This window comes from Allobosea sp. UNC402CLCol (assembly GCF_000745475.1).
Taxonomy (GTDB): domain Bacteria; phylum Pseudomonadota; class Alphaproteobacteria; order Rhizobiales; family Beijerinckiaceae; genus Allobosea; species Allobosea spartocytisi.
In genome coordinates, this window is record NZ_JQJJ01000010.1 from 261,166 (window position 1) to 285,061 (window position 23,896).

A 23,896-nucleotide genomic window follows, 5' to 3' on the forward strand; every position below is an offset into this window, starting at 1 on the left:
CAATGCGTCGGGGCGGCCTCGGGACAGGTAGGGACGGATGAATTACCGCTGGGACTGGTCGGTCCTGATCAGGGAGCCCTATATCGACTGGCTGTGGAGCGGCCTGCTCCTGACGCTGGCGATCAGCATCCTGAGCTGGGCCGTCGCGCTGACGATCGGCATCGTCGTCGGCGTCGCCCGCAGCGCCCCGTCTCGCGTGGCGCGCCTGCTGGCCGGCATCTATATCGACGTGTTCCGCAGCGTGCCGCCGCTTGTCCAGCTGTTCCTGTGGTATTTCGTCCTGCCCGAGATCGTTCCCGACGGGGTCGGCCTCTGGCTGAAGCGGGACCTGCCTTATCCGGAAATCGTCACCGCGGTGGTCGCCATCGGCCTGTTCGCCGGGGCGCGCGTCGCCGAGCAGGTTCGCGCCGGCATCGAGGCCGTCGGCGCGCCGTTGCTGCCGGCGGCACTCGCCACGGGCCTGCGCCCGCTGCAGGCCTTCCGGCTGATCGCCCTGCCGCTGGGCCTGCGCGCCATCGTCGGGCCGCTGACCTCGGAATTCCTGATCACGATCAAACTGTCCTCGCTCAGCCTGACGATCGGCGTGCTCGAACTGACCGCGCAAAGCCGGCATGTCGAGAACTACACCTTCCAGGGCTTCGAGGCCTTCACCTTCGCGACGGTGGGCTATCTGGTGATCGGCCTGTGCGCGACGGGGCTGATGCGCCTCATCGATGGCCGGATCGGCGGAGCCTCGCTGCGAAAGGCCACGACGTGAGCGATTTCGACTGGGGCGTGATCGCCCGCTCGTATGGATTCCTCGCCGAAGGGATGGCGCTCAGCGCGCTGCTGGTTCTGGTCGCGACGCTGGGCGGCCTCGTCGTCGGCTTCGGGCTAGCGTTGATGCGGCTGTCCACGCACCGGCTGATCTCGGTTCCGGCGGCGGCTTACGTCACGGTGATGCGCTCGCTGCCGCTGGTGCTGGTGCTGTTCTGGTTCTATTTCCTGATGCCGCTCGCCATCGGGCGGCCGGTCGGCTCGCTGACCTCGGCCCTGATCGCCTTCGTCCTGTTCGAGGCGGCGTTCTACTGCGAGATCATCCGCGCCGGCATCGGCAGCGTCCGCTCCGGGCAGAGCGATGCCGGGCTGGCGACGGGCCTGCGCCGCTGGCAGGTGCTGCGGCTGATCGTGATGCCGCAGGCGATGCGGGCGATGGGGCCGCTGATCCTCAACCAGATCGTCATCGTGTTCCAGGACACCTCGCTGGTCTATGTCGTGTCGCTGCACGACTTCCTCACCGCTGCGAGCGTGGTCGCTGCCCGCGACGGGCGTTCCACCGAAATGTATACGCTGGTCGCCGTCGTCTATCTGGTGATCTGCCTCTCCGTCACGAAGCTTGCCGAATTCTACAGGAAGGGGCGCCCGTCATGATCGTTCTGGACGACGTGCACAAATCCTACGGCCCCCAGCACATCCTGCGCGGCTGCTCGGCCGAGATCCGTCTCGGCGAGGTCGTGGTGGTCTGCGGGCCGTCGGGCTCCGGCAAGAGCACGCTGATCAAATGCATCAACGGGCTGGTGCCGTTCGAGCGGGGCACGATCACGGTCGACGGCGTCTCGGTCTCGTCGCCAAAGACCGACCTGCCGGCCCTGCGCTCGCGCATCGGCATGGTCTTCCAGAGTTTCGAGCTCTACCCGCACATGACCGCGCTGCAGAATGTCAGCCTGGCGCAGATCCATGTGCTCAGGCGCTCGCAGAAGGAGGCCGACGAGCGCTCGGCGAAGATCCTGACGCGGGTCGGCCTGGGCGACAAGCTCGGCCAGCGTCCGTCGCAACTCTCCGGCGGGCAGCAGCAGCGCGTGTCGATCGCGCGCGCCCTGGCGATGAACCCGCAGGCGATGCTGTTCGACGAGCCGACCTCGGCGCTCGACCCCGAGATGATCAACGAGGTGCTGGAGGTGATGCAGGAGCTCGCCCTCGAAGGCATGACCATGATCGTCGTCACCCATGAGATGGGCTTCGCCCAACGCGTTGCGGATCGCGTCCTGTTCATGGATCGTGGCGAGATCGTCGAGGACACGCCCAAGGAGCAGTTCTTCACAGCCCCTGCCTCGGAGAGGGCGCGGCAATTCCTGAAGCAGGTCCTGACGCATTGAGCGGTCATGGGCGTTTCCAGCGGCCAGCCATGGTCACGCGAGCGACAACAAGCCGGCGGTCTCGTCGGGAGAGGCGATTCCACGATGCGCGTTAGCATTCTCGGTGCGGGAGCGGCGGCCTGCGGCGCCGCGGCTCAATTGTCGGCCATGGGGCATGACCCGATGCTGTGGTCGCCCTCCGGCCGGAGCACGGAGCAGCTTGCTGCGGGAGCGCCGCTGCGCGCGACGGGAGCGATCGAAGCCAGCTTCCACCCGCGTATCGCGGGAAGCGCCGCGGAAGCCGCCGCCAGCGCCGACGTCGTGATGCTGGCGATGCCGGGTTATGCCCACAAGATGGCGTTCGATGCGGTCGCGCCCCACCTGAAGGAGGGGCAGTCTGTCATCGTCAGCTCGCATGCCTCCTTCGGTGCGCTCTACCTTTCGCAGCTGCTGGCGGCGCGGAAGCTGTCTGTGCCCATCGTCGTATGGGGGACGACCCTGACGACCGGCCGCAAGGCATCGCCGACCGAGGTCGCAGTGAATTCGCTGCGCTCCAAGATCGACATCGCGTCCTTGCCGCGGGAAGCTGCGGCCGAAGCGCTGGCGCTGTGCAACGCCCTGTTCGGCGAGCGCTTCGTCGTCCGCGAGGGACTGCTGGCGATCGCCCTGAGCAATCTCAACCCGCAGAACCATCTCGCCATCGCCCTGTTCAACCTGACGCGGATGGAGCGGGGCGAAAGCTGGGGCCAGGCCGAGAACGTCACGACCGCCGTCGGGCGCGTGATGGAGGCGCTCGATGCGGAGCGGCTCGCCATCGCCGAGGCCTTCGGCGTCTCGGTCCGGACGATCCGCGAGCATTATGCCTATTCCTACCAGCTTCCGGTCGCCAGCATCGCGGAGATGAACGCCGAGCTGCATGGCCGCGGCAAGGGCGGTTTCGGCCCGACGACGCTGGAGAGCCGCTACGTTCTCGAAGATGCACCTTACGGATTATGGCCCACCGTGCTGCTCGGCCGGCTCGCCGGGAAACCGGCGACCTTGCACGAGGCGGGGCTGACGATGCTGTCGGCCGCCTATGGGCGGGATTTCGCGGGCGAGAACGAGTTGCTGCCGGCGCTCGGCTTCGCGGCGATGGCGCGCGACGAGCTGGAGGCGCGGGCGCGGGATGGATTTTAGACACCGTCCTCCGGCGAGGGCGGCCATGCGAGCGATCGCGATAACCGGGAGAGAGCCATGAGATTCCATCTTGCTGCAGCCGCAGGCGCCATTCTGGCGCTGAACCTGGCGAGCTCGGCCGCCGGAGCCCAGGAGGTCGACGGCATCGTCAAGAAGCTGAAAGAGACGCAGACCATCACCATGGGCGTCCGCGAGGCGCTGTTTCCGTTCAGCTATCTCGACGACAACAAGAATCCGACGGGCTATGCGGTCGAGTTCTGCAAGCGCATCATCGAGGACATCAAGACCGAGCTGAACCTGCCCGAGATCAAGATCAAATACGTGCCGATGACGATCCAGAACCGGCAGGCGCTCGTCGCCAACGGGACGATCGACCTCGAATGCGAGGGGACGGTCAACACCTTCGGTCGCAACAAGCAGGTCGATTTCTCGTCGGTCAGCCACGTCTCGGCGAGCCAGCTCCTGGTCCTCAAGAGCACCGGCATCAAGAATTACGACGACCTCAACGGCAAGATCGTGGCGGTGGCGACGGGCGGCACCAGCGAGCCCGACCTCAAGAAGCTCGTGGCCGAGCGCAAGCTCAATCTGCGCGTCATCAATGTCGACGACCACGCCGCCGCCCTGATCGCGGTCGAGACCCGGCGCGCCGATGCCTATTTCAGCGACAACGGCGCCTTCTACGGGCTGATCAAGCAGTCGAAGAAGCCCGACGCGCTGGAGATCGTCGGCGACGAATACGGCTATGCGCCGCAAGGCTTCATGGTGCCCAAGCTCAACCCGACCATCCTCTGGATCGTCAATCACACGATGGGCAAGATGTTCAAATCGGGCGAAGCCGAGGCCTTGTACATGAAGTGGTTCGGGCCGCTCGGCGCCCATGTCGGGCCGAAGCTGCGGGCCGCCTGGGCGACGCAATCCTACGCCGAATGAGCCTGCGCCGCCATCACGGCGCCTGAGAACCGGACCCGCCGCGCTCCGCGCGGCGGCAGGGGCTGCCGATCGCTTGCGGTCAGGCGCCTGAGGGGGCGAGCCGGAGATCGCGGAGCACGGGAGCGCCCAGCATGCCCATCGTGATCCTGAGTTCGTTGGCGAGGATGTCGAGGATCCGGCCAGCGCCTTCCGCGCCGCCGATCGCCACACCATAGAGCGGTGCGCGGCCGATCAGGACGCCGTTCGCGCCCAAAGCGAGAAAGCGGGCGATGTCGGCGCCGCGGCGCACGCCGCTATCGGCCAGGATCTCGAGACGGCCGGCGACGGCGTCGGCGATCGCCGGCAGCACCTGGGTCGGTCCCGGCGCGCAGTCGAGGTTGCGCGCGCCATGGTTCGACACGACGATGGCGTCGACGCCGTGCGATAAAGCCGCCTGCGCATCCTCCACCCGCAGGACGCCCTTGAGCACGAGCTTGCCGCGCCAGTGCCGGCGCAGCAGCTTCACATCCTCCCAGGTCACGTCCGCCGCCAGGCTGAGCTCGTCGGAGAGCGCGGCGCGGCCGAGCTTGGTGCGGAACCCGTCGGGGTAGTGCGCATAGGTCGGCACGCCACCCGTCGCCAGCGCCCGCAGCATGACGGAGGCCGTCCAGCGGGGATGCAGCGCCACATCGAGCCCCGCCCGCCACGAGGCCTTCAGCGGAATGCCGAAGCCGTTGCGGAGATTGTATTCGCGGTTGGGGCCGACGGCGGTGTCGACGGTCAGGACGAGGGTTTCGGCCCCGGCCGCCCAGGCGCGGTCGAGCAGCGCGAGCATGCGCTGGCGGTTCTTCCAGACATAGAGCTGGAACCAGAGCCGCGCGCCGGATTCCGCCGCGATGCGCTCGATGGCGGTGATCGACTGCGTCGAGACGCAGAAGGGAATGCCGGCGGCCGCCGCCGCTTTGGCGATGGCGATCTCGCCATCGTGCCAGACGAGGCCGGCGACGGCGGTGGGCGCGATCACCAGCGGGAGCGGCTGGCGCTGGCCGAGGATCTCGGCCTCGGTCGAACGCCGGGAGACATCGACCAGCACAGCCGGCGAAAGCCGGATCGCGTCGAGCTCACTGCGGTTGGTGGCGATGGAGACTTCGTCCTCGCTGCCGCGATCGACATATTCGAACAGGCCGTGCGGCAGACGGCGCGAAGCGGCGCGGCGCGCATCGGCGACGTTTAGGATATGGGAGAAGGCGGTCATCGCGGCAGCGTCATCGTGGCAGGTCGATGCCGATGCCGCGTTCGCGGGCGCGGCCGATGACGAGATGCGCCAGCGCGAGATCTGCGAGGGCAAAGCCCCGGAAGCAGAAGAAGGAGCGGGCGCCCGGCGCGGTCGGGTGGGCGTCGTTCGCCATCTCGACGAGATCATGGCCGAAGCGGACCGTCGTCACCGGGTTGCCGTCGATGTCGTAGGGCGCCTGCGACTGTTCGAGGCTGTCGGTCGCCAGCACGTCGAAGGCCGGCAAGCTCTCGGGGATCCAGCTTCGGCCGATATCGACGGCGGCAGCGAAGGCGTTCGGCTTCATCAGCCGCGCATCGAGGAACGGCTTCAGCCCCGGCGCGCCCGGCACCATCGAGATGACGATGTCGCTGCGCGCCAGCAGGGCGTCGGCATCGGCGACGATCTCGGTCGCAAGTCCGTGCTTCGAAGCGGCCTGCGCGAGACGCTCCGCCGAGGAGCGGCTGCGGCTCAAGGCCAGCGCCGTGGCCAGGCCGGGATAGAGGGCGAGGAAGGCGTCGAGATGGGCATGGGCCTGGAGGCCGCAGCCGACGAAACCGATGGTCTGGGGCGCCGGCGGCGCCATCCGCGCGGCGGCGGCGGCCGAGAGCGCGGCGGTGCGGATCAGCGTGATCTCGTCACCGTCGAGCACGGCCAGCGGCGCGCCGCTGGCATAGTCGCTGACGCAGATCAGGGCGTTGATCCCGGGCACCGGGCTGTCGGGGCCGACGGGCGCCATCGAGACCCATTTCAGTGTCGCGATCCCCTGCGCCTGCGAGGCTGCCGTCATGGCCTGGAAGCCATGGCCGGGACCGAGCCCGAGCGCGCTTTTCGGCAGGCTGCGGTTGAGGCCGGCGGCATGGTCTCGGAAGGCCTGGAGCACGGCCTCGCGCGCCTTGCCGGGCGGGATGGCGAGGGCCTTGACGTCGCTGCGCGAGAGATAGAGCAGGCGCTCGCTCATCGGGCGAACCTCCGGGCGGAATAGGGGGTGGGATCGAAGGGCGGCTCGCGCCCGTCGATCAGCGCGGCGACGAGCCTGCCCGTCGCCGGCGCCTGGGTCAGCCCGGTATGGGCATGGCCGAAAGCATGCACGATATCGGCCGAGCCGGAAGCGATGCCGATGCAGGACAGGCCATCCGGCGTCGAGGGGCGGTTGCCCATCCAGCGGTCGATCCGGGCGGTCTCGAAGCGCTTCGCCTGCCCGGGAAACATCCTGCGGGCATAGCCGAGCAGGATGTCGGCGCGGCGCCAGTCAGGATCTGCGTCGGGATCGGCGAGCTCGACCTGCCCGGCGAGCCTCAGCCCTTGCGGCGTCGAGACGACGCCCATCTGGCCGTCCGAGGGCATCAGCCCGGCACCGAGCGCCACGCCCGGCTCGGGGATGACGACATGGTAGCCGCGCTCGGAGATCAGGGGCACGCGGTCTCCGGCGAGCCTGGCCAGCCCAGCCGAGCCGATGCCCGCCGCGATGACGGCGCGGTCGCAGGCGAGGGGGCCCCGGTCGGTCACGACGGCGCGGAGCCTGCCGCCGTCGATGACGAACCCCGTGGCGCGCGCCCCGATGCGTTGCGCGCCGCGCGCCTCCAGCAGCCGGGCAAGCGCCGCGCAATAGGCGCCGGGATCTGCGATCTGGCCGGCATCGTCAAGCCGGGCGCCGAAGCGGTAGGCCGGCGACAGCTCCGGCTGCAGGCGGCGCAAGTCGGGCTCCTCGATCTCGCTGAAGCGGATTCCGAGCTCGCGGCGCATCGCCCAGATGCGGCTTTCGGCGGCGAAGGCGGTGCGGTCCGGATAGACATAGACCAGCCCTTCCTGCCGGATCAGGTGGCCGACACCGGCCTCGTCGGCATAGGCGCGGTGATCGGTCACTGTGTGCTTGCAGAGCGGGTAGCGCTGGCGTGCGCAGATCCCGATGCGCTCCCAGTCGCGGCCGGCGGCGATGAAGCGGGCGAGCCAGCCGGCATGGCGGGGCAGGTCGCGCCAGCGCAACGTGAACGGCCCGGTCCGGTCGAGCAGGAAGCCCGGCACCTTGCGCCAGAGACCCGGCAGGGAGATCGGCATGATCGCGCCGGGGTTGATCCAGGTCGCATTGCCGTAGGAGGCGGCCTGACGGCCGCCGGGCTCGCCCGGCTCGACCAGCAGGACATGGTGGCCGGCGCGCTGGACCTCGAGGGCTGCGCACAGGCCGACGATTCCGGCGCCGATCACGGCGACGGTCAATGGCGCGTCCCCCGGCATCGCCCGGCCTCAGCCGCGATTGTGGAAGTGGCTGAGGAAAGCCCGGGTCGCTTCCTGCTTGGGTTCGCCGATCACCTCGCGCGCCGGTCCCTCCTCGACGATGACGCCGTCGCGCATGAAGACGACGCGGTCGGCGACCTCGCGGGCGAAGCCGATCTCATGGGTGACGATGATCATCGTCATGCCCTCGGCGGCGAGGTCGCGCATGACGCCGAGCACCTCCCCGACGAGTTCGGGGTCGAGCGCGGAAGTCGCCTCGTCAAAGAGCATCACCTCCGGCTCCATCGCCAGCGCGCGTGCGATGGCGACTCGCTGCTTCTGCCCGCCCGAGAGCTTGTTGGGGAAGACGTCGACCTTGTCGCTGAGGCCGACCTTGGCGAGGAGCTTGCGGGCGAGCGCCTCCGCCTGCGGCTTCGGCATCGCCTTCACCGAGACCGGGCCCTCCATGACGTTCTGGACCACCGTCATGTGCGGGAACAGGTTGAAGTGCTGGAAGACCATGCCGGTGTTCGAGCGGAAGCGCGCCTGCTCGCGGGTGGCCGGCAGCTTCGAGCCGTCGCCGAAGGAGAAGCTGTCCTCGCCGATGCGGACGCGGCCGCCCTCGGGCATGACGAGCAGGTTGAGGCAGCGCAGCAGGGTCGACTTGCCGGAGCCGGACGGGCCGATCAGCGCGACGACCTGGCCGGTCTCGACCTTGAGATTGATGTCCTTGAGCACGACCAGCGAGCCGAAGCTCTTGCGAAGGCCGGAGACCTCGATCCTATAGCTCATCGCCCGGCCCTCAATTGCTGTGCGCCAGCCGCTTTTCGGCCAGCTTGACGATCGCGGTCAGCGGCAGCAGCACGACCACGTAGATCGCGGCGACCACCGTGTAGACCTCGAGCGCGCGGTAGGTGTCCATGGCGGCAACCTGGCCCTGATAGAGCAGGTCGGGCACGGCGAGGACGGAGACGAGCGAGGTGTTCTTGAACTGGATGATCGACTGGTTCATCAGCGGCGGGATCATCCGCTTGATCGCCTGCGGCAGCACGATCCGGCGCATCACCCGCGCCGGGGTCATGCCCAGCGCCAGCCCGGCCTCGCTTTGCCCCGGCTCGATCGAGATGATGCCGCCGCGGATCACCTCCGCATAGAACGAGCCGCCATAGAGCGTCAGCGTCACGACCGAGGCGGTGATCGCGTCGAGCTTGATGCCGGTCAGGATCGGCAGCGCGTAATAGAACCACAGCAGCAGCACGAGCAGCGGCGTCAGCCGGAACATCTCGATATAGGCCCAGGACAGCCAGCGCAGGGCCGGCGAGCGCGAGAGCTGGGCGATGCCGGCGATGAGGCCGACGACCAGGCCGAGCAGAACGACGGCGATGGTGATGCCGATCGTCACGCCGGTTCCGGTCAGGAAGATCCAGCGATAGCTCCAGACGATGTCGAAATTCCAAGTGTAGGACATGCCCAACCCTGCCCGCGTGCGGCGCGGCCCTCGCGCATGAGAGCGTGTTGCCGGAGGCGGCCCGCAAAAAGCGATCTGCACGAAAGAGCGTGCAGGAAACGAAGCGGCTTCCCGCGACGGGCGCGGGAAGCCGGAGAACCCTCAGAGGGTGATGCCCGCCGGAATGTCCTCGGAGGTGACGCCGACCTGCTCCAGGCTTTCGACAACGGCGCTGCGGACGAGGCCGAGGCCGCGCGCATAGACGATCCAGGTGTTGACGAAATCGCGCCAGGTCTTGTCCGATTCGCGGCGGAAGGCCGCGTTCGAGGTCGAGCCGAAGAAGGGCTGGGGCACGACGACCTTGCCGAGGCTGGGGTCGGCCTTCACGGCGCGCACGCCGCCCATCCAGAAGATGCACTGCGCATCGACGCGGCCGGTGCGCAGCGCCAGCATCGCCTCGTTGATGGTCTTGAAGCGCGTGATCTGGGCCTTCGGGCACAAAAGCGTGGCGATCTGGTCATGGGCCGAGCCGACATCGACCGAGATCTTGACCTCGGGCTTGTTCATATCGGCCCAGCTCTTGGGCTCGAAGCCCGGCTTGGCGATGACGACCAGCGCGCTGTCATAGGCGCCGACCGAGAAATCGACCGCCATCGCGCGCTTCGGCGTCGGGTTGAGCCCGAACATGATGTCGATCTTGTCGGCCTGGAGATCGAGCACCGCATTGCCCCAGGTCGTCTCGACCAGCTCGAGCTCGACCTCCATATCCTTCGCGAGCGCGGCGCCGATCGTGTAGAAATGGCCGCTCCACTTGCCGCTGGCCGGGTCCTTGACGAACCAGGGCGCGCTCGAGGTCACGGCGCCGAGCCTGAGCTTCTTGCTGGCGATGATGCGGTCGAAGGTGTTCTTCGCCGCGCTCTGCGCGCTCGCTCCGTTGGAGGCCAGCGTGAGCGCGCCGGCTGCCACCGCTCCGGCGCCGATGAGGCCTGCCAGATCCCTGCGTGTCGTCATGTTCATTCTCCCGGCGTTATGAGGCGAACCCCGTCATGGCTGGTGAGGCAGGCTCCCGCTTCCCCTGCGGGCTTCCGTGACCTGCGCCCCCTCACCGAAGGCCGCAGCGGATTTTGGCGTCGTTCTCAGGCCGTTTTCGGTGCCAGCAGAACGCCCGGATTCATCAGGTTCTGCGGATCGAACAGCGTCTTGACCTTGTTCATCAGCTCGTAGCGCAGCGGGTCGGCGAGGCGCGCGAGCTCTTCGGTCAGCTTGCGCCCCACGCCGTGCTCGGCGCTGAAGGTTCCGCCGAAACGGGCGGCGACGTCGTGGATGGCCCGCTCGACTTCGAGCGCGAAGGCTTCCGCATCGGGCAGGGCCGCCCAGAATTCGTGCGTGAACATCAGGATGTAGTGCACATTGCCGTCGCCGAGATGGCAGACCACTTCCGTGATCGCTTGCGGGTAGCGCTCGGCCGCGACCTTGTCGGCCGCCGCGATGAAGGGGGCGACGTGGGAGGAGCGCACGGCGACATCATGCGTGATGCTCATGCCTTCCTTCCTGTTGGCCTCGGAGACCGAATGGCGCAGGTGCCAGAACTCGGCCGCTTGCTGCTCGGAGGTCGCGATGACGGCATCGAGCACCTCGCCGGCTTCGAGCGCGGCGCCGACGACCTCCTCGAGGATCGCGGGGAGGGCGGTGGTCGCGTCCTCGCTGCCGAGCTCGATCAGGACGGACCAGGCCGGAATCTCGGGGAAGGGGAAGCGGGCCCGCTCGGCATGCTTGCGCACCAGCTCGAATTGCGAGGCGGAGACCATCTCGAAGGCCTGGATATAGGAGCCGGCGCGGTCCTGCAGCGCGGCCAGCAGCGCGACTGCGGCGGCGGGTTCGGCGACGGCGACCCAGGCATGGGCGGTGTTCGGCGTCTGCGGATGCAGCCGCAGCGCCGCGCCCGTGACGATGCCGAGCGTCCCTTCCGCGCCGATGAAGAGATGGCGCAGCATGTAGCCGGTATTGTCCTTGCGCAGCGCCGCGAGGTCCGAGAGCACGCGCCCGTCCGGCAGCACGACTTCCAGGCCGGCGACGAGATCGCGCATGGGCCCGTAGCGGACGACGCCGGTGCCGCCGGCATTGGTCGAGATCAGCCCGCCGATCTGGGCGCTGCCCTCGCTGCCGAGATGGAGCGGGAACTGCCGCCCGGCCTCGATGGCGGCGTTGTGCAGATCGCCGAGCACGACGCCGGCATCGACGGTCGCGACGCCGGTGGCCCGGTCGACCGAGCGGATGCGGTTCATGCGGCGCAGCGACAGCACGATGCCGGGCTTGTCGCTCCGGCCGCTGTCCGGCACGGCGCCGAAGCACAGGCCGGTATTGCCGCCGACCGGGAAGACCGGCTGGCCTTCGGCCGCGCAGAGCGCGACCACGGCGGACACCTCCGCCGTGGAAACCGGTTGGACGATGGCGAGCGCCCGGCCGCGCCGGCGCTGGCGCCAGTCGACGAGCCAGGGCTCCATCTCGGCCGGATCGGTGATCAGGCCCTTGTCGCCGACGATGCCGCGAAGCCGCTCGATCACGATCCGCTCTCCGCTCAGGCGAGGCTAATGGCTTTGGCCTGCGCCGCGGCGACCTTGAGCCCGGCCAGCGTCTGGTCGCTCGGTCCGAGCAGCGGCAGGCGCACGCCGCCGACCGGCATGCCGGCAAGTGCCATATACTCCTTCAGCGGTCCCGGATTCGTCTCGACATAGATGGCGTCGACCACCGGATCGATCTTGTCCTGCAGCTTCAGCGCCTCCTTGAGCTTGCCCTGGCGGGCAAGCGCGAAGATCTCGAGCCAGATCTTCGGATAGATGGTCGCCGACGCCAGCACGCCGCCCCGCGCGCCGAGCGCGACATGGGTGGCGAAGAGCGGCTCCTCGCCCGACAGGATCGCGATCTTGTCGCCGGCATATTTCACCGTGCGGATGAAATCGGGCATGTCGTAGGACGAGTACTTCATGCCGATGATCGAACCGTCCTCGGCCATGGCCTGCACCGTGTCGGCGAAGGCGGAGACCGTCGTGCGGCGCGGAATCTGGTAGAGCATGACCGGCAGGTCGAGTGCGTCGCGGTAGCGCCGGAAATAGGCGCGCATGCCGTCCTGCGTGCCGGGGGCGTAATAGGGCGTGACGGTCATGACCGCTGCGGCGCCGGCAGCGGCGAAGTCGCGGCCCGCTTCGAGCGCATCCTCGAAACCGGTGGCGAGCACGCCGGGAATGACCGGCTTGCCGTCGGCGGCCTCGACGCAGGCGGCGACGATGGCGCGACGCTCGTCGCGGGAGAACGCCGGATATTCGCCCGTGCCGCCGATCGGCACGATGCCGGCCGCGCCGGCCGCGAGCTGGAAACGCACCAAAGCCTGGAGGCCCTTGATGTCGACCGCGCCGTCGGCGGCGAGCGGCGTGACGATCGCGGTGTAGAGGCCGCCAAGTGTGTCGTGCGTGAGTGTCATGCGAAACGTCCCTGCCGCGATGTCGCCTGGCCGCGCCGGCCCCTCGCCGAACGCCTCCGGACCGGTTGCCGGCGCACCATTTGCGGAAAATTGTTGCAGCCGGGACCAACTGTCAACACAAAAATATAAAAATGTCGGATACGAAATTTATTCGCCCATGAGCGGTGACGTTCCCTTTTCTTCCCTGCGGCCGGCGATTATGACAGGAGGTGCCATTGGGCTGGAACGAGGAGAATGGGCATGCCGGAAATCTCGCTGGCGGAACGGGGGGAATCGCCCGAGCCGCCTGAGGCCTGGCAGTCCGGCGACGAGGCGCGCGGCGGGATCGATATCGGCGCGCGGCTGCTCAAGCTGCGCAAGAGTCGCGGCCTGACCCTGCAGGACGTCAGCGCGATGACGGGCGTATCGGCCTCGGCCTTCTCCAAGATCGAGCGCAACGAGCTTTCGCCGACGATCTCGACGATGCAGCGCATCGCCCATGGGCTCGAGGTCGAGCTGGTGACGCTGTTGTCGAGCGGCGAGCAGGGAGGCGCGGTGAGCTTCGCCGGGCGCCGCAGCATCAGCCGGGCGGGCGGCGGCAGCAAGCACACCACCGGGACCTGCAACAACGTCCTGCTCTGTGCCGATCTCAAGAACAAGCGCGCCACGCCGATCCTGACCACGGTGACGGCACGCTCGCCGGACGAATACGCGGCCTGGGCCAAATCCGAGGCGGAGATCTTCGTGATGGTGATGGACGGCACGCTCATCGTGCATAGCCGCCTCTACGAGCCGCTCGAGCTCAACAAGGGCGATTCCGTCTATTACGACGCCACCACCGAGCACACCTGGACCTCGAAGGGGCCGACCGATGCGGTCGTGCTCTGGGTGCTCGTCGACCTCTGACAGCGCCGCCGCCGCGACAGCGCCCGATTCCGCCTCGGAGCAGGGCGCGGTTGCGGTCTCGGCACGATCGTTGCACGATCCCGGCTTGTCCGACGACCGGATCGCATCTTGGCCCGTATCGACCTGCGCAACTCGTCCCGCTACTGGCACGACCCTCGGGTTCCGGGCCTGAGCTGCCTCGTCGCCGATTTCACCAGCCACGATTACGCCCCTCACAGCCACGAGGCCTTCGTCGTGGCGGTGACGGAGGCCGGCGGCGCCGAGTTCAAGAGCCGAGGACGAACCGACGAGGCGGGAACCTCGACCCTGCTCGTGTTCAATCCCGACGAGCCGCATTCCGGGCGCATGGGCTGGAGCCCGCGCTGGCGCTATCGCGGGCTCTATCTGACCCGCCCGGCGATCGAGACGCTCAATGCCGCGCTCGGGCTGGATGCGACGGCCTATTTCTGCCGGAACAGCTTTCACGATGCCGATCTGATCGAGGCCTTCCTCGGGCTGCATCGCATTCTCGACGACGGCAACGACCCGTTCGAGGAGCGCGAACTGCTGCTGCGCAGCTTCGGCGCCCTGATCCGGCGCCATGCCGCGGGTGAGCCCAGGCCGTCGCCGCCGGCGCGCGACGCGCAGCGGGCGGCCCGCGTCCGCGAGATCATGCGCGAACGCCATGCGGAGGAGCTGACGCTGGAGGAGCTCGGCGCCGCCGTCGGGCTCACGCCGTTCCAGTTGATCGCCCTGTTCAAGCGCAGCACGGGGCTCACCCCGCATGCCTATCTCACGCAATTGCGCCTGAAGGCCGCGATCGCCGCGCTCGGTCGCGGCACGAGCATTGCCGCCGCTGCCTTGGACGCGGGCTTCTACGACCAGAGCGCGCTGACGCGGCATTTCAAGCGCAGCTACGGCATCACCCCGCTGCAATGGGTGCAGGCGACCGCCAGCTGAGCGGTTTTCTCAATTTCCGCCAATAGCGGCGCGGCAAGGCGCGCCAATCTCGTCTCCATGCGGATGCCCTGTCGGCACTGCGGAAAGGATGAGATTCATGTCCCGCTATTTCTGCCTCGACAATCCGGAGGTCCCGACGCTCGCGACTGAGGTCGTCGAGGCGGGGCCGGGCTGGGTCGTTCTCGCGGAAAGCCCGTTCTACCCGGGCGGCGGCGGACAATTGCCCGATCGCGGCTCCCTGGAATGGGCCGGCGGCGAGGTCGCGGTCGCCGGTTTCGAGAACGAGGGGGGCCGGCTCCGGCATCTGCTCGCCGACCCCATCGAACTCCCGGCCGTCACCGTGGAAGCCAGGGTCGACCCGGCGTTTCGCGGGCTGATGCGCGCGCTCCACACCGATCTGCACATCGTCAACGCCGTCGTCTTCCAGGGCTTCGACGGCGCGCTCGTCACCGGCGTGCAGATGAACGAGGACGGCACCGCACGCATCGATTTCGACCTGCCGGACGCCGATAATGACCGCCTGCGCGCGATCGAGGAACCGGTCAACGCGCTCATCCGGCAAGACCTCGCCGTCCGGCAGGACTATCTCCCCGAGGCGGTGGCCTTCGCGGAGCCGGGGCTGATCCGCTCGCGCTCGGTCGCCCCACCGCCGACCGCGGACGGGCAGGTGCGCGTCGTCGAGATCGTCGGCCTCGACCGTCAGGCCTGCGGCGGCACCCATCTCGCCTCGACCGGCGGCTCGCCGCCGATCCGCATCCTGAAGATCGATAACAAGGGCCGGCACAACCGCCGCCTGCGGATCGGCCTCGCGGGCGCGCTGTGAGGCCGGCAATGTCGATCCTACGGCGCCTCTGGGACCAGCCGTTGCTGCTGCTGCCGCTGCCGCCCCTGTTCTGGGCCGGCAACCTCGTGCTCGGACGGGCGCTTGCCGATACGTTTCCGCCGGTCTCGCTCGCGGTCGGGCGCTGGCTCGTCGCGCTCGCCTGCCTCGCGCCCTTCGTGCTCGGCGCGCTCAGTGCGCAGCGGCAGGCGCTGTTTCGCGCCCGCTGGATCGTCCTGGCCTGCGGCGCCTTCGGCATCGCCGGCTATAATGCGCTCGGCTATCTCGCCTTGCAGAGCGCGCCTGCCGCCAGCGTCGCCTTCCTCAACTCGACCCTGCCGCTGATGGTGCCGCTGGCGGCTTTCGCGCTCGGGGTCGAGCGCGTCTCGGCCCGCACGCTTGCCGGCATCGCCATCTCTTTCGTGGGCGTGGCCTGGATCGTCGCGCGCGGCGAGCCCGCGAGCCTGTCGCGGCTGGGCATCGGCGGTGGCGAGCCGCTGGTCCTGCTCGCGGTCGCCAATTACGCAGTTTATTCGGTGCTGCTGCGCCGCCGGCCCGCCGATCTCGATCCGCTCCTCTTCCTGGCGGCGACGATGGTGGCGGGGCTCTTCGTGCTGCTGCCGTTCTGGATCTGGGAACTGGCGCGCGGCGCGACGATCCCGACCGCGCCCGGCCCGCTCGCGGCCGTGCTCTATATCGGCGTCTTCGCCTCGCTGCTCGCCTTCGTCATCTGGAACCGCTGCGTCGCGACACTGGGGCCGAGCGTCACCGGGGCCTCCTTCCATCTCGTCGCCGTGTTCACCGCCGTGCTCGCCTTCCTGCTGCTGGGCGAGCCGGTGCGCCCGTTCCACCTCGTCGGCGCCGCGCTGATCCTGTGCGGCTTCGGCCTCGCGGCGAGCAGCGGCCGCCCCTCTCCATCCCGAGCCGCCGGAGCGCTCAAGCCATGACCGTGTTTTCCCACGCCTTCGCGGCGTCGCGGGCATCAGCGATACGCTGCGGGCGATCTTCGAGAGCGCGGAGGCGGATGGGGTGCCGACCCAGACGGCCGTGCTGCGCCTCGCCCAGGCCCGGCTCGGGCGCGCCCGCGCCGGGCGGCAAGCTCTGGCGGCCTGAGCGATGAGCGCGACGGTCTCCCTGCTCGAGGAACTCGTCGGCTTCGACACCACGTCGAGCCGCTCGAACCTGGCTCTCGTCGCCCGCGTCGCCGACCGGCTCGACAGCCTCGGTGCCCGCATCCGGCTGAGCTATGACGACGACCGGGCCAAGGCGAATCTGCTCGCCAGCTTCGGGCCGCGCGGGCCGGGCGGCGTCGTCCTGTCGGGGCATACCGACGTCGTCCCGGTCGCCGACCAGGACTGGACCTCCGATCCGTTTCGCCTGGCCGAGCGCGACGGCAAGCTGCATGGCCGCGGCGCCGTCGACATGAAGGGCTTCGTCGCGGCCTGTCTTTCGGCGGCCGAGGGCTTTGCCGGCACCGGTCTCGCCCGGCCGGTCCATCTCGCGCTGTCCTATGACGAGGAGGTCGGCTGCCTCGGGATTCCTCGCCTCATCGACGACCTGCTCGCCCATGAGGAGAAGCCGGAGCTCGCGATCATCGGCGAGCCGACCGGCATGCGGATCGGCGACAGCCATCGCGGCTTCCTCGGCTTCCGCGCCCGCTTCGAGGGCAGGGCCGCGCATTCGAGCGACCCCGGCGCCGGCGCGAGCGCGATCTATCCGGCCGCCGATTTCATCGGCTTCCTGAAGAGCATCGGGCACCGCACCGGCGTGGGCGCCGGCGCGACCACGGTCAATATCGGCCGGATCGAGGGCGGAACCGCGATCAATATCGTGCCGTCCCTCTGCGAGGTGCTCTGGGAGTTCAGGCCGGTCACGGCCGGCGATGCCGCCGAGATCGAGGCACTCGCTCGCGCCTATCTCGCCCGCGCGGTGCCGGACGACATCCGCCCGTCGCTGCTGCGGGAGATCCATGTCCCGCCGCTCTGCGCGGGAGGCGAGGCGGGGGCGCTCGCTGTCGCGGCCGCGCTCGGCGGCATCGTGCCGCCCTTCCCGATGGCCTTCGGCACGGAGGCCGGTTTCTTCCAGGCGGCGGGCATCTCCGCCGTGGTCTGCGGGCCGGGCTCGATCGCGCAGGCTCACCAGCCCGACGAATGGATCGCGCGCGCCGAGCTCGATGCCGCCGACGCCTTTCTCGCCCGCCTTACCGGCTGGGCCCGACGCCGGCACGCCTGAACGCCCGCAGCCTCGACGCCAAGGGCCCGTTTTTCAAAGAGGGGATCACCATGACAGAACTCGCCGCCACGCATGCCATGTCCGAATCCGGAGCCGGGAAGACGGCCGGCAGGTTTTCGAGCCGACGGGCGGTGATCGCCGCCGTCGCCGGCAACACGCTGGAATGGTACGACTTCGCCGTCTACGGCTTCTTCGCGCTGACGCTCGCCAAGCTCTTCTTTCCCGCGGGCGACGCTACGGTCTCGCTTCTGCTCACCGTCGCCACCTTCGGCGTCGGCTTCGTGATGCGCCCGGTCGGGGCGCTCGTGCTCGGCACGCTCGCCGACCGGCGCGGCCGCAAGGTGGCGCTTTCGCTGACGATCCTGCTGATGGCGCTCGGGACCGCGATGATCGCTTTCGCGCCGACCTACGCAACAGCCGGCGCCTGGGCGCCGGCGATCATCGTGCTCGCGCGGCTGATCCAGGGCTTCTCCGCCGGCGGCGAGATCGGCGGCGCCACCGCCTTCCTGGTCGAGCATGCCCCGCCCGAGCGCCGCGGGCTCTATGCGAGCTGGCAGCAGGCGAGCCAGGCCGGCGCCCTGCTGCTGGGCTCCCTGACGGGGGCGCTGCTCACCGGCCTGCTCCCGCAGGCCGAGCTCGAGGCCTGGGGCTGGCGCGTGCCGTTCCTGATCGGGCTCCTGATCGCGCCGGTCGGTCTCTACATCCGCTCGCGCGTCGACGAGACCGAGGCCTTCAAGGCTATCCTGCGCGAGCGCACCGCGCGGCCTGAGACCGATTTCTCGCCTTTGCGCGACACGCTTGGCCAGCATCGGGCCGCCGTGATCACCGGCTTCGGCATCACCATCGCCTGGACGGTCTGCACCTATTTCTTCCTGGTCACCATGCCGACCTATGCGGTGCGCCAGCTCGGCGTGCCGCAGAGCGCGAGCCTTCTCGCCAACAGCGTCGGGCTCGCGCTGATCGTCGTGCTGGCGCCCGTGTTCGGCGCCTGGTCCGACAAGGTGGGCCGGCGCCCGATCATGCTGGCTTCGGTGGTGGGGCTCTTCCTGCTGAGCTGGCCGATGCTGCTTTGGCTGACGGGCCAGCCCAGCGCGTTCAACCTCATGCTCGCGCAGATCGTCTTCGCCGTGCTGATCGCGGGCTTCAGCGGCCCCGCGCCGGCGGCGATGGCCGAGCTCTACCCGCCCGCCATGCGCTCCACCGGCCTGTCCATCGCCTATAATTTCGCGGTCACGCTTTTCGGCGGCTTCGCGCCCTTCATCACCACCTGGCTGATCGTGCAGACCGGGAGCGCGCTCGCACCGGCCTGGTACGTCATGCTGGCGGCGGCCTTCAGCCTGACGGCCCTGATCATGGGCGGCAAGCTGATGCGGATGTCCGCCGGGCGCTGAGCGAGGCGGGCGGTGCCGCGGCATCCGCATCTTCGCTGGACAGGATTGCGTGCCTGCCCAGCAGGACGCCTCGGCAGCCTTACGGATGCGATCCGGCTTTGGCCGTCCGAGATCGCATGCCGTTCACCCTCACGCCACGGCGGCCGACATCGCGGCAACCGGGATGTCTGCCGGCGATTGAGCGTCGGCCAGCCGGTCGATCTGCTGCTGGACCTGGGCCATCACCTGCCGGGAGAACGGCCCGAGATGGAGATAGAGCGCGACCATCATCATCACATAGGGCAGCGCCTGGCGATTATGCGTGAGGCAATCGATCACGGTTTTCCAGAACTCGCGCCGCACGCCGCCTTTCGCCGTCGTCATGCGCCAGATCAGGCGCCATGACGATCTCATCTCCTCCCACTCCATCGACTTCGGCAGCTCCAGCTGGCGATTGGTGCAGTCGAGCATGCGGCCGACCCGCCGGACGCGCCCGAAGAAGGCGCCGGGTGCATAGACCGCCTCGAGCACCGCCCTGTAGTCGTCGAGGATGGCGCGGCGCGGGCGGCTGGTGACGAAGTTGAGCCCGGCGGTGCACTGATCGCCCAGCCCTTGCGTATGGTCGGCGTCGTCGGGAATGGACAGGCGGCCTTCGCGATCGAGACGCCGCGTCAATTGGGTGTTGGGCAGCGCATAGAGCAGGCCGACCATGCAGACAGGGATCGCGGTATCCTCGATGCAGTCGATCATGCCGCGCGCGACGCTGCCCTTCTCGCTGTCGAAGCCGAGGATGAAGCCGGCATTCACGAAAAGCCCGGCCTTGTAGATGCGATGGACGCTCTCCTGGAGGCTGCGGCGGGTGTTCTGCTTCTTCTGCATCGAGACCAGCGTGTCGGTATCCGGGCTTTCGATGCCGACAAAGATCGTGAAGAAGTTGGCCTCGCTCATGGACTGCATCAGAGCGGCGTCGTCGGCGAGATTGATCGACGCCTCGGTCGAGAACTCGAAAGGAAAGTTCCTGTCCCTGATCCATTGCGTCAGGGCGGGCAGGAATTGCTTCAACGCCTTCTTGTTGCCGATCAGGTTGTCGTCGACGAAATCGACATGGCCGCGATATCCGAGCGCGTGGAGGGTATCCAGCTCGGTCAGGATCTGCGCGTTCGTCTTCGTGCGCGGCACGCGGCCATAGAGCTCGATGATGTCGCAGAACTCGCAATTGAACGGGCAGCCGCGTGAGAACTGCACGCCGACATGCAGGTAATGCGCGAATTTCAGGAGGTCGAAGCGCGGTGTTGGGCTCCTGGTGACGTCGGTCTTGCCCATCTCGGAGCGGAAGTCCCCGCTTCTCGCCCCCGCGTTCCAGGCATCGACGAAGCCGGCCATGATCTCCTCGGCCTCGCCCAGCACCCGAAAATCGGCGGCCTCGTAGATCTCGGGCGTCGATGTCGCATCGGGACCGCCGACCACGACCGGCTTTCCCCGGGAGCGGCACTGCGCGATGACGGCCAGCGTTCCGTCCTGCTGCGGCAGCATGCCCCCGGTCATGACGAGATCCGCCCAGGCGAAGTCCCGTTCGTCGAGCTCCTCCGCATTCAGGTCGAGGAGCCGGATCTCCCATGTCGCGGGAAGCAGCGCCGCAACGGTGATCAATCCGAGTGGCGCGGCGGGGTGGCGCGCTCCGGCCAGTTCGCAGGTCGCCTTGTAGTTCCAGAAGGATCCCGGGTTGAACCGCGGATAGATCATCAGCACCCGGCAGCGGTCGATCGACATCTCATCTTCCTTGTTCGCGCTTGGTGAGCCGGGGAGGAAGCGGGAGCGGCAAGATCGCGGCGGCCATTCGGGGCACGATCCAGAATGGCTCCGGGCAGTTCCCACCCATAGCACCATTGCTCCAACCGTTCGAGGACGGATAAGCGAGGGTCGGTCGCCCTTATCCGGAGAGAGCAAGGCCGGTGCCGCGGCGTGGCGCGCGCAATTCGCCTTTCAGATCAAAGGTCTGTCCATTCGCGGATGATGGTGGTGCCGTCGAGGCAGCTCCAGAAACTGCCGCAAGCGACAAAGCTTGGAGGCGGCGGCGGCTCAGGCACATGTTCGCGCGCCCCGCGCCTGAGGAGCTTGAGATGCGACAGCGACGACGCTCCGATCGATCGTGATCGACACCTCCTGAAACGGCGATAAGATCGCAAGGCATGGTCCTGTTCGAGTCGATCCTCGCCATCATGTTCGGGGCTGTCCTTCTCGCAGCGGGGTCGCGGCGGGCCGGTATCCCTTACCCCGTCGTGCTCGCCATCGGCGGGACGGCGCTCGCCTTCATTCCCAATGCGCCGCGCATCACGCTGGATCCGGAGCTCGTGCTCGCCCTGTTCGTCGCGCCGATCCTGCTCGATGCGGCCTTCGACAGCTCGCCGCGCGATCTGCGCCGGAACTGGCTGCCGGTGACCAGCCTGGTGTTCATCGCCGTCGGCGTCACGACCGCTGCCGTCGCCCTGGTGGCGCGGTGGTTCGTGCCCGAACTGCCCTGGGGGGCTGCGATCGCGCTGGGAGCGATCGTCGCGCCGCCGGACGCCGTCGCGGCGACGGCGATCCTGCGCAGGGTGCGGCCGCCCCATCGCATCGTCGTGATCCTTGAGGGCGAGAGCCTGCTGAACGATGCGACCGCGCTGCTGATCTACCGCCTGGCGCTGGGAGCCGTCGCGGCCGGCAGCTTCAGCGTGACGAGCGCCTTGCCGGCCTTCGCCCTCGTCACGGTGGGCAGCATCATTCTCGGCGCGCTGCTCGGCTGGGTTTCGGTGCGGTTGCTCGCGCTGTTCGGCGACCCGCCAAGCGCCATCATCCTGCAGTTCATCTCGACCTTCGGCGTCTGGATCCTGGCGGAGCGGCTGCATCTGTCCGGGATCATCACCATCGTCGTCTATGGCATCGTTCTCGCGCGGACAGCACCGGCCCGGACGAGCGCGCGGCTGCGCATCCCCTCCTATGCCGTGTGGGAGACCACGGTCTTCGTGCTCCAGGTCCTTGCCTTCGTGCTGGTCGGCTTGCAGTTGCGGCCGATCCTCGAGGGTTTCGACGCCGCGCAGCGCGTCGAAAATGCCTGGATCGCGTTCGCGGTTCTCGCAACCGTCATCGTGGTCAGGCTGACATGGGTGGCGACCTACAGGACGCTCGCCCTCCTGCGTCCGGGCCGAACCTCCGGCGTGAGCGACAAGGCGGCCTCGCTCCGGAACATCAAAGGCAGCGCCGTCGTCGCCTGGAGCGGCATGCGCGGCATCGTCACGCTCGCCGCCGCCTACGCCCTTCCCGTCGGTTTCCCCCATCGGGACATGATCCTGCTCTGCGCCTTCACCGTCGTGGTCGGCACGCTGCTGATCCAGGGGCTGACGCTTGCGCCGCTGCTGCGCTATCTCGCCATCAGCGACGATCACCCGGTCGACCGTGAGTTCGCCCTGGCGCGGAAGGCGGCGCTTGAGGCGGCGATCGGATCGCTCGAAGGCGCGCTTCCGGCGGCTGCGGCGCCGATCCGGCAGGAGTATCGCGACATGCTGGAGCAGACCGGGCGGACCGCGCAGCTCGACACCGACCATAACGCCCTGCGGCGGACGGCGCTCGCGGTTGCGCGCAAGACGGCATTCGATCTGCGGCAGCGCGGCACCATCGGCGACGACGCCTTCCACCGACTCGAGGAGGAACTCGACTGGCTGGAGCTCGGCGCTTCCCCGCGGGAGGGCACTGCATGAAGCCGCTCGATGTCGCGATCGTCGGGGCCGGAGCGGCCGGCGTGGCCGCAGGCCGGCATCTCGCCGCGTCCGGGCTTGCCGTGCTTCTGATCGAGGCGACCGACAGGATCGGCGGGCGGGCGCATACCGCTTTCGGCGACGGCCTGCATTTCGACCTCGGCTGCGGCTGGCTTCATTCGGCGGATCGAAACCCCTGGGCCGCGCTGGCACCGGAGCTCGGCTTCCAGCTCGACCGAACCACGCCGCCATGGGGCGTCCAGTTTCGCGATCTCGGCTTTCCCGCGGCCGACCAGCACGCCGCGCGCGCGGCCTTCGCCCGTTTCGAGCAGCGCCTGCGTGAGGCGCCGCCCGGCAGCGATCGCGCCTCGGATCGTCTCGATGCCCACGACCGCTGGACGCCCTATCTCGAGGCGCTGAGCACCTACATCAACGGCACGGAGCTGGAGCAGCTTTCGATCCGCGACTATCTCGCCTATGCCGATGCCGACAGCGGCGTGAACTGGCGCGTGAGCGAGGGCTATGGCAGCCTCATTGCCGCCGCGGCGAAGGACGTTCCGGTCGCGTTGGGCACGCCGGTCTCGGGCATCGACGCATCGGGACGCGCGTTGAGGCTGACCACCGCCAGAGGCGAGATCGAGGCGGCGCGCGTCATCGTCACCGTCCCGACCGACGTGCTCGCCTCCGGCGGGATACGTCTGCCGCCGCGGGCTTCGGATCACATCGATGCCGCCAGTGCGCTGCCTCTCGGCCTGGCCGACAAGATCATCTTCAAATTGTCCGATTGCGACGGCTTCGAACCGGACACGCAGGTCCTGGGCAATCCGTATGTGGCGCGGACGGCAAGTTACCACCTGAGGCCGTTCGGCCGGCCGCTGATCGAAGGCTTCGTCGGCGGCGCGGCTGCCCGCGAGCTCGAAGCCGATGGCGGCGCTTTCGCCGCTTTCGCGCTCGATGAGCTGGCCGGGCTTTTCGGCTCGGGGATCCGGAGCCGGCTGAAGCCGATCGCGCAATCGCGCTGGGGCCGCCAGCCTTTTGCGCGAGGCTCCTACAGCCATGCCTTGCCAGGTCATGCTGAAGCCCGGGCCATTCTCGCCGGGGAGGTCGACGGCAGGCTCTTCTTTGCCGGCGAGGCCTGCTCGACGCAGGATTTCTCGACCGCGCATGGCGCCTTTCAAACCGGCCTTGCTGCCGCACGAGCCGTTCTGGCAACGCGGAAGGCTCATTTGCAGGTCTAGAGACCTGAGGAGCGTTGTCGCGGGTGTCATGCGCTCCGGCCTCACCCCACCCGGCCTTCGTCACGCGCGC

Annotated in this window: 22 protein-coding genes; 13 read left to right on the forward strand and 9 right to left on the reverse strand. The window is 68.6% G+C overall.

Going from position 1 to position 23,896, the window contains the following annotated elements; all coding sequences use genetic code 11:
* Positions 1–37: 37 nt before the first annotated feature.
* The 5 genes from GY40_RS13245 to GY40_RS13265 all read left to right on the forward strand — a co-directional run bounded on the left by GY40_RS13245 (position 38) and on the right by GY40_RS13265 (position 4,220).
* Positions 38–757: an amino acid ABC transporter permease gene (locus GY40_RS13245; protein WP_038362972.1), complete on the forward strand. Its 720-nt coding sequence runs from the start codon at positions 38–40 to the stop codon at positions 755–757.
* Positions 754–1,410 carry an amino acid ABC transporter permease gene (locus GY40_RS13250; protein WP_038362974.1) on the forward strand — a complete coding sequence of 219 codons (657 nt, stop codon included), beginning with the start codon at positions 754–756 and terminating at the stop codon, positions 1,408–1,410. The genes GY40_RS13245 and GY40_RS13250 overlap by 4 nt, the downstream gene beginning before the upstream one ends.
* Positions 1,407–2,135: an amino acid ABC transporter ATP-binding protein gene (locus GY40_RS13255; protein WP_038362977.1), complete on the forward strand. Its 729-nt coding sequence runs from the start codon at positions 1,407–1,409 to the stop codon at positions 2,133–2,135. The genes GY40_RS13250 and GY40_RS13255 overlap by 4 nt, the downstream gene beginning before the upstream one ends.
* 84 nt (positions 2,136–2,219) lie before the next feature.
* Positions 2,220–3,290: an NAD/NADP octopine/nopaline dehydrogenase family protein gene (locus GY40_RS13260; protein ID WP_038362979.1), complete on the forward strand. Its 1,071-nt coding sequence runs from the start codon at positions 2,220–2,222 to the stop codon at positions 3,288–3,290.
* A 57-nt stretch (positions 3,291–3,347) separates the two neighbouring features.
* Complete coding sequence (locus tag GY40_RS13265; protein ID WP_038362981.1) at positions 3,348–4,220, forward strand: amino acid ABC transporter substrate-binding protein; 873 nt, start codon at positions 3,348–3,350, stop codon at positions 4,218–4,220.
* A gap of 79 nt (positions 4,221–4,299) precedes the next feature.
* Here the strand turns inward: GY40_RS13265 and GY40_RS13270 are convergent, their stop codons facing one another.
* From GY40_RS13270 to dapA, 8 genes are all read right to left on the reverse strand, one after another.
* On the reverse strand, positions 4,300–5,454 hold the full coding sequence (locus GY40_RS13270; RefSeq protein ID WP_038362984.1) for an alpha-hydroxy acid oxidase: 1,155 nt from the start codon (positions 5,452–5,454) through the stop codon (positions 4,300–4,302).
* 10 nt (positions 5,455–5,464) lie between these two features.
* Entirely contained in the window at positions 5,465–6,433 is a 969-nt protein-coding gene (locus GY40_RS13275; protein ID WP_038362986.1) for a hypothetical protein, read from the reverse strand.
* Complete coding sequence (locus GY40_RS13280) at positions 6,430–7,707, reverse strand: NAD(P)/FAD-dependent oxidoreductase (protein WP_038362988.1); 1,278 nt, start codon at positions 7,705–7,707, stop codon at positions 6,430–6,432. Before GY40_RS13280 ends, GY40_RS13275 begins: the two co-directional genes overlap by 4 nt.
* A 9-nt stretch (positions 7,708–7,716) precedes the next feature.
* Complete coding sequence (locus tag GY40_RS13285) at positions 7,717–8,478, reverse strand: amino acid ABC transporter ATP-binding protein (RefSeq protein WP_038362990.1); 762 nt, start codon at positions 8,476–8,478, stop codon at positions 7,717–7,719.
* A 10-nt stretch (positions 8,479–8,488) separates the two neighbouring features.
* A complete protein-coding gene (locus GY40_RS13290) occupies positions 8,489–9,154 on the reverse strand; it encodes an amino acid ABC transporter permease (RefSeq protein WP_038362992.1) in 666 nt (221 codons plus the stop codon).
* Positions 9,155–9,295: 141 nt separating this feature from the next.
* Positions 9,296–10,144 (reverse strand): transporter substrate-binding domain-containing protein, encoded by an 849-nt coding sequence (locus GY40_RS13295; RefSeq protein ID WP_038362993.1) that lies wholly within the window; start codon positions 10,142–10,144, stop codon positions 9,296–9,298.
* Between the two features lie 125 nt (positions 10,145–10,269).
* Positions 10,270–11,697 carry an FAD-binding oxidoreductase gene (locus GY40_RS13300; RefSeq protein ID WP_038362995.1) on the reverse strand — a complete coding sequence of 476 codons (1,428 nt, stop codon included), beginning with the start codon at positions 11,695–11,697 and terminating at the stop codon, positions 10,270–10,272.
* 14 nt (positions 11,698–11,711) lie between these two features.
* Complete coding sequence (gene dapA / locus GY40_RS13305) at positions 11,712–12,611, reverse strand: 4-hydroxy-tetrahydrodipicolinate synthase (protein WP_038362996.1); 900 nt, start codon at positions 12,609–12,611, stop codon at positions 11,712–11,714.
* 240 nt (positions 12,612–12,851) lie between these two features.
* Here dapA and GY40_RS13310 point away from each other — a divergent pair, with 240 nt between their 5' ends.
* The 6 genes from GY40_RS13310 (at position 12,852) to GY40_RS13335 (ending at position 18,878) form a co-directional block, all read left to right on the forward strand.
* Positions 12,852–13,496 (forward strand): helix-turn-helix domain-containing protein, encoded by a 645-nt coding sequence (locus GY40_RS13310; protein WP_038364086.1) that lies wholly within the window; start codon positions 12,852–12,854, stop codon positions 13,494–13,496.
* Between the two features lie 108 nt (positions 13,497–13,604).
* Complete coding sequence (locus GY40_RS13315; RefSeq protein WP_038362997.1) at positions 13,605–14,435, forward strand: AraC family transcriptional regulator; 831 nt, start codon at positions 13,605–13,607, stop codon at positions 14,433–14,435.
* A 97-nt stretch (positions 14,436–14,532) separates the two neighbouring features.
* Positions 14,533–15,258 (forward strand): alanyl-tRNA editing protein, encoded by a 726-nt coding sequence (locus GY40_RS13320; RefSeq protein ID WP_038362998.1) that lies wholly within the window; start codon positions 14,533–14,535, stop codon positions 15,256–15,258.
* A gap of 8 nt (positions 15,259–15,266) precedes the next feature.
* Positions 15,267–16,202: a DMT family transporter gene (locus tag GY40_RS13325; protein ID WP_038363000.1), complete on the forward strand. Its 936-nt coding sequence runs from the start codon at positions 15,267–15,269 to the stop codon at positions 16,200–16,202.
* 169 nt (positions 16,203–16,371) lie between these two features.
* Positions 16,372–17,487 carry an acetylornithine deacetylase gene (gene argE / locus GY40_RS13330; RefSeq protein ID WP_038363002.1) on the forward strand — a complete coding sequence of 372 codons (1,116 nt, stop codon included), beginning with the start codon at positions 16,372–16,374 and terminating at the stop codon, positions 17,485–17,487.
* A gap of 50 nt (positions 17,488–17,537) precedes the next feature.
* Positions 17,538–18,878, forward strand: a complete 1,341-nt coding sequence (locus tag GY40_RS13335; protein ID WP_248311163.1) for an MFS transporter — start codon at positions 17,538–17,540, stop codon at positions 18,876–18,878.
* Positions 18,879–19,007: 129 nt separating this feature from the next.
* Here the strand turns inward: GY40_RS13335 and GY40_RS13340 are convergent, their stop codons facing one another.
* Positions 19,008–20,627 (reverse strand): B12-binding domain-containing radical SAM protein, encoded by a 1,620-nt coding sequence (locus GY40_RS13340; RefSeq protein WP_038363004.1) that lies wholly within the window; start codon positions 20,625–20,627, stop codon positions 19,008–19,010.
* Positions 20,628–21,046: 419 nt separating this feature from the next.
* On the opposite strand from GY40_RS13340, the gene GY40_RS13345 reads away from it, so the two are divergent.
* Positions 21,047–22,591, forward strand: a complete 1,545-nt coding sequence (locus GY40_RS13345; protein ID WP_038363006.1) for a cation:proton antiporter — start codon at positions 21,047–21,049, stop codon at positions 22,589–22,591.
* Positions 22,588–23,826 (forward strand): flavin monoamine oxidase family protein, encoded by a 1,239-nt coding sequence (locus GY40_RS13350; protein WP_038363008.1) that lies wholly within the window; start codon positions 22,588–22,590, stop codon positions 23,824–23,826. Before GY40_RS13345 ends, GY40_RS13350 begins: the two co-directional genes overlap by 4 nt.
* The last annotated feature ends 70 nt before the right edge of the window (positions 23,827–23,896 follow it).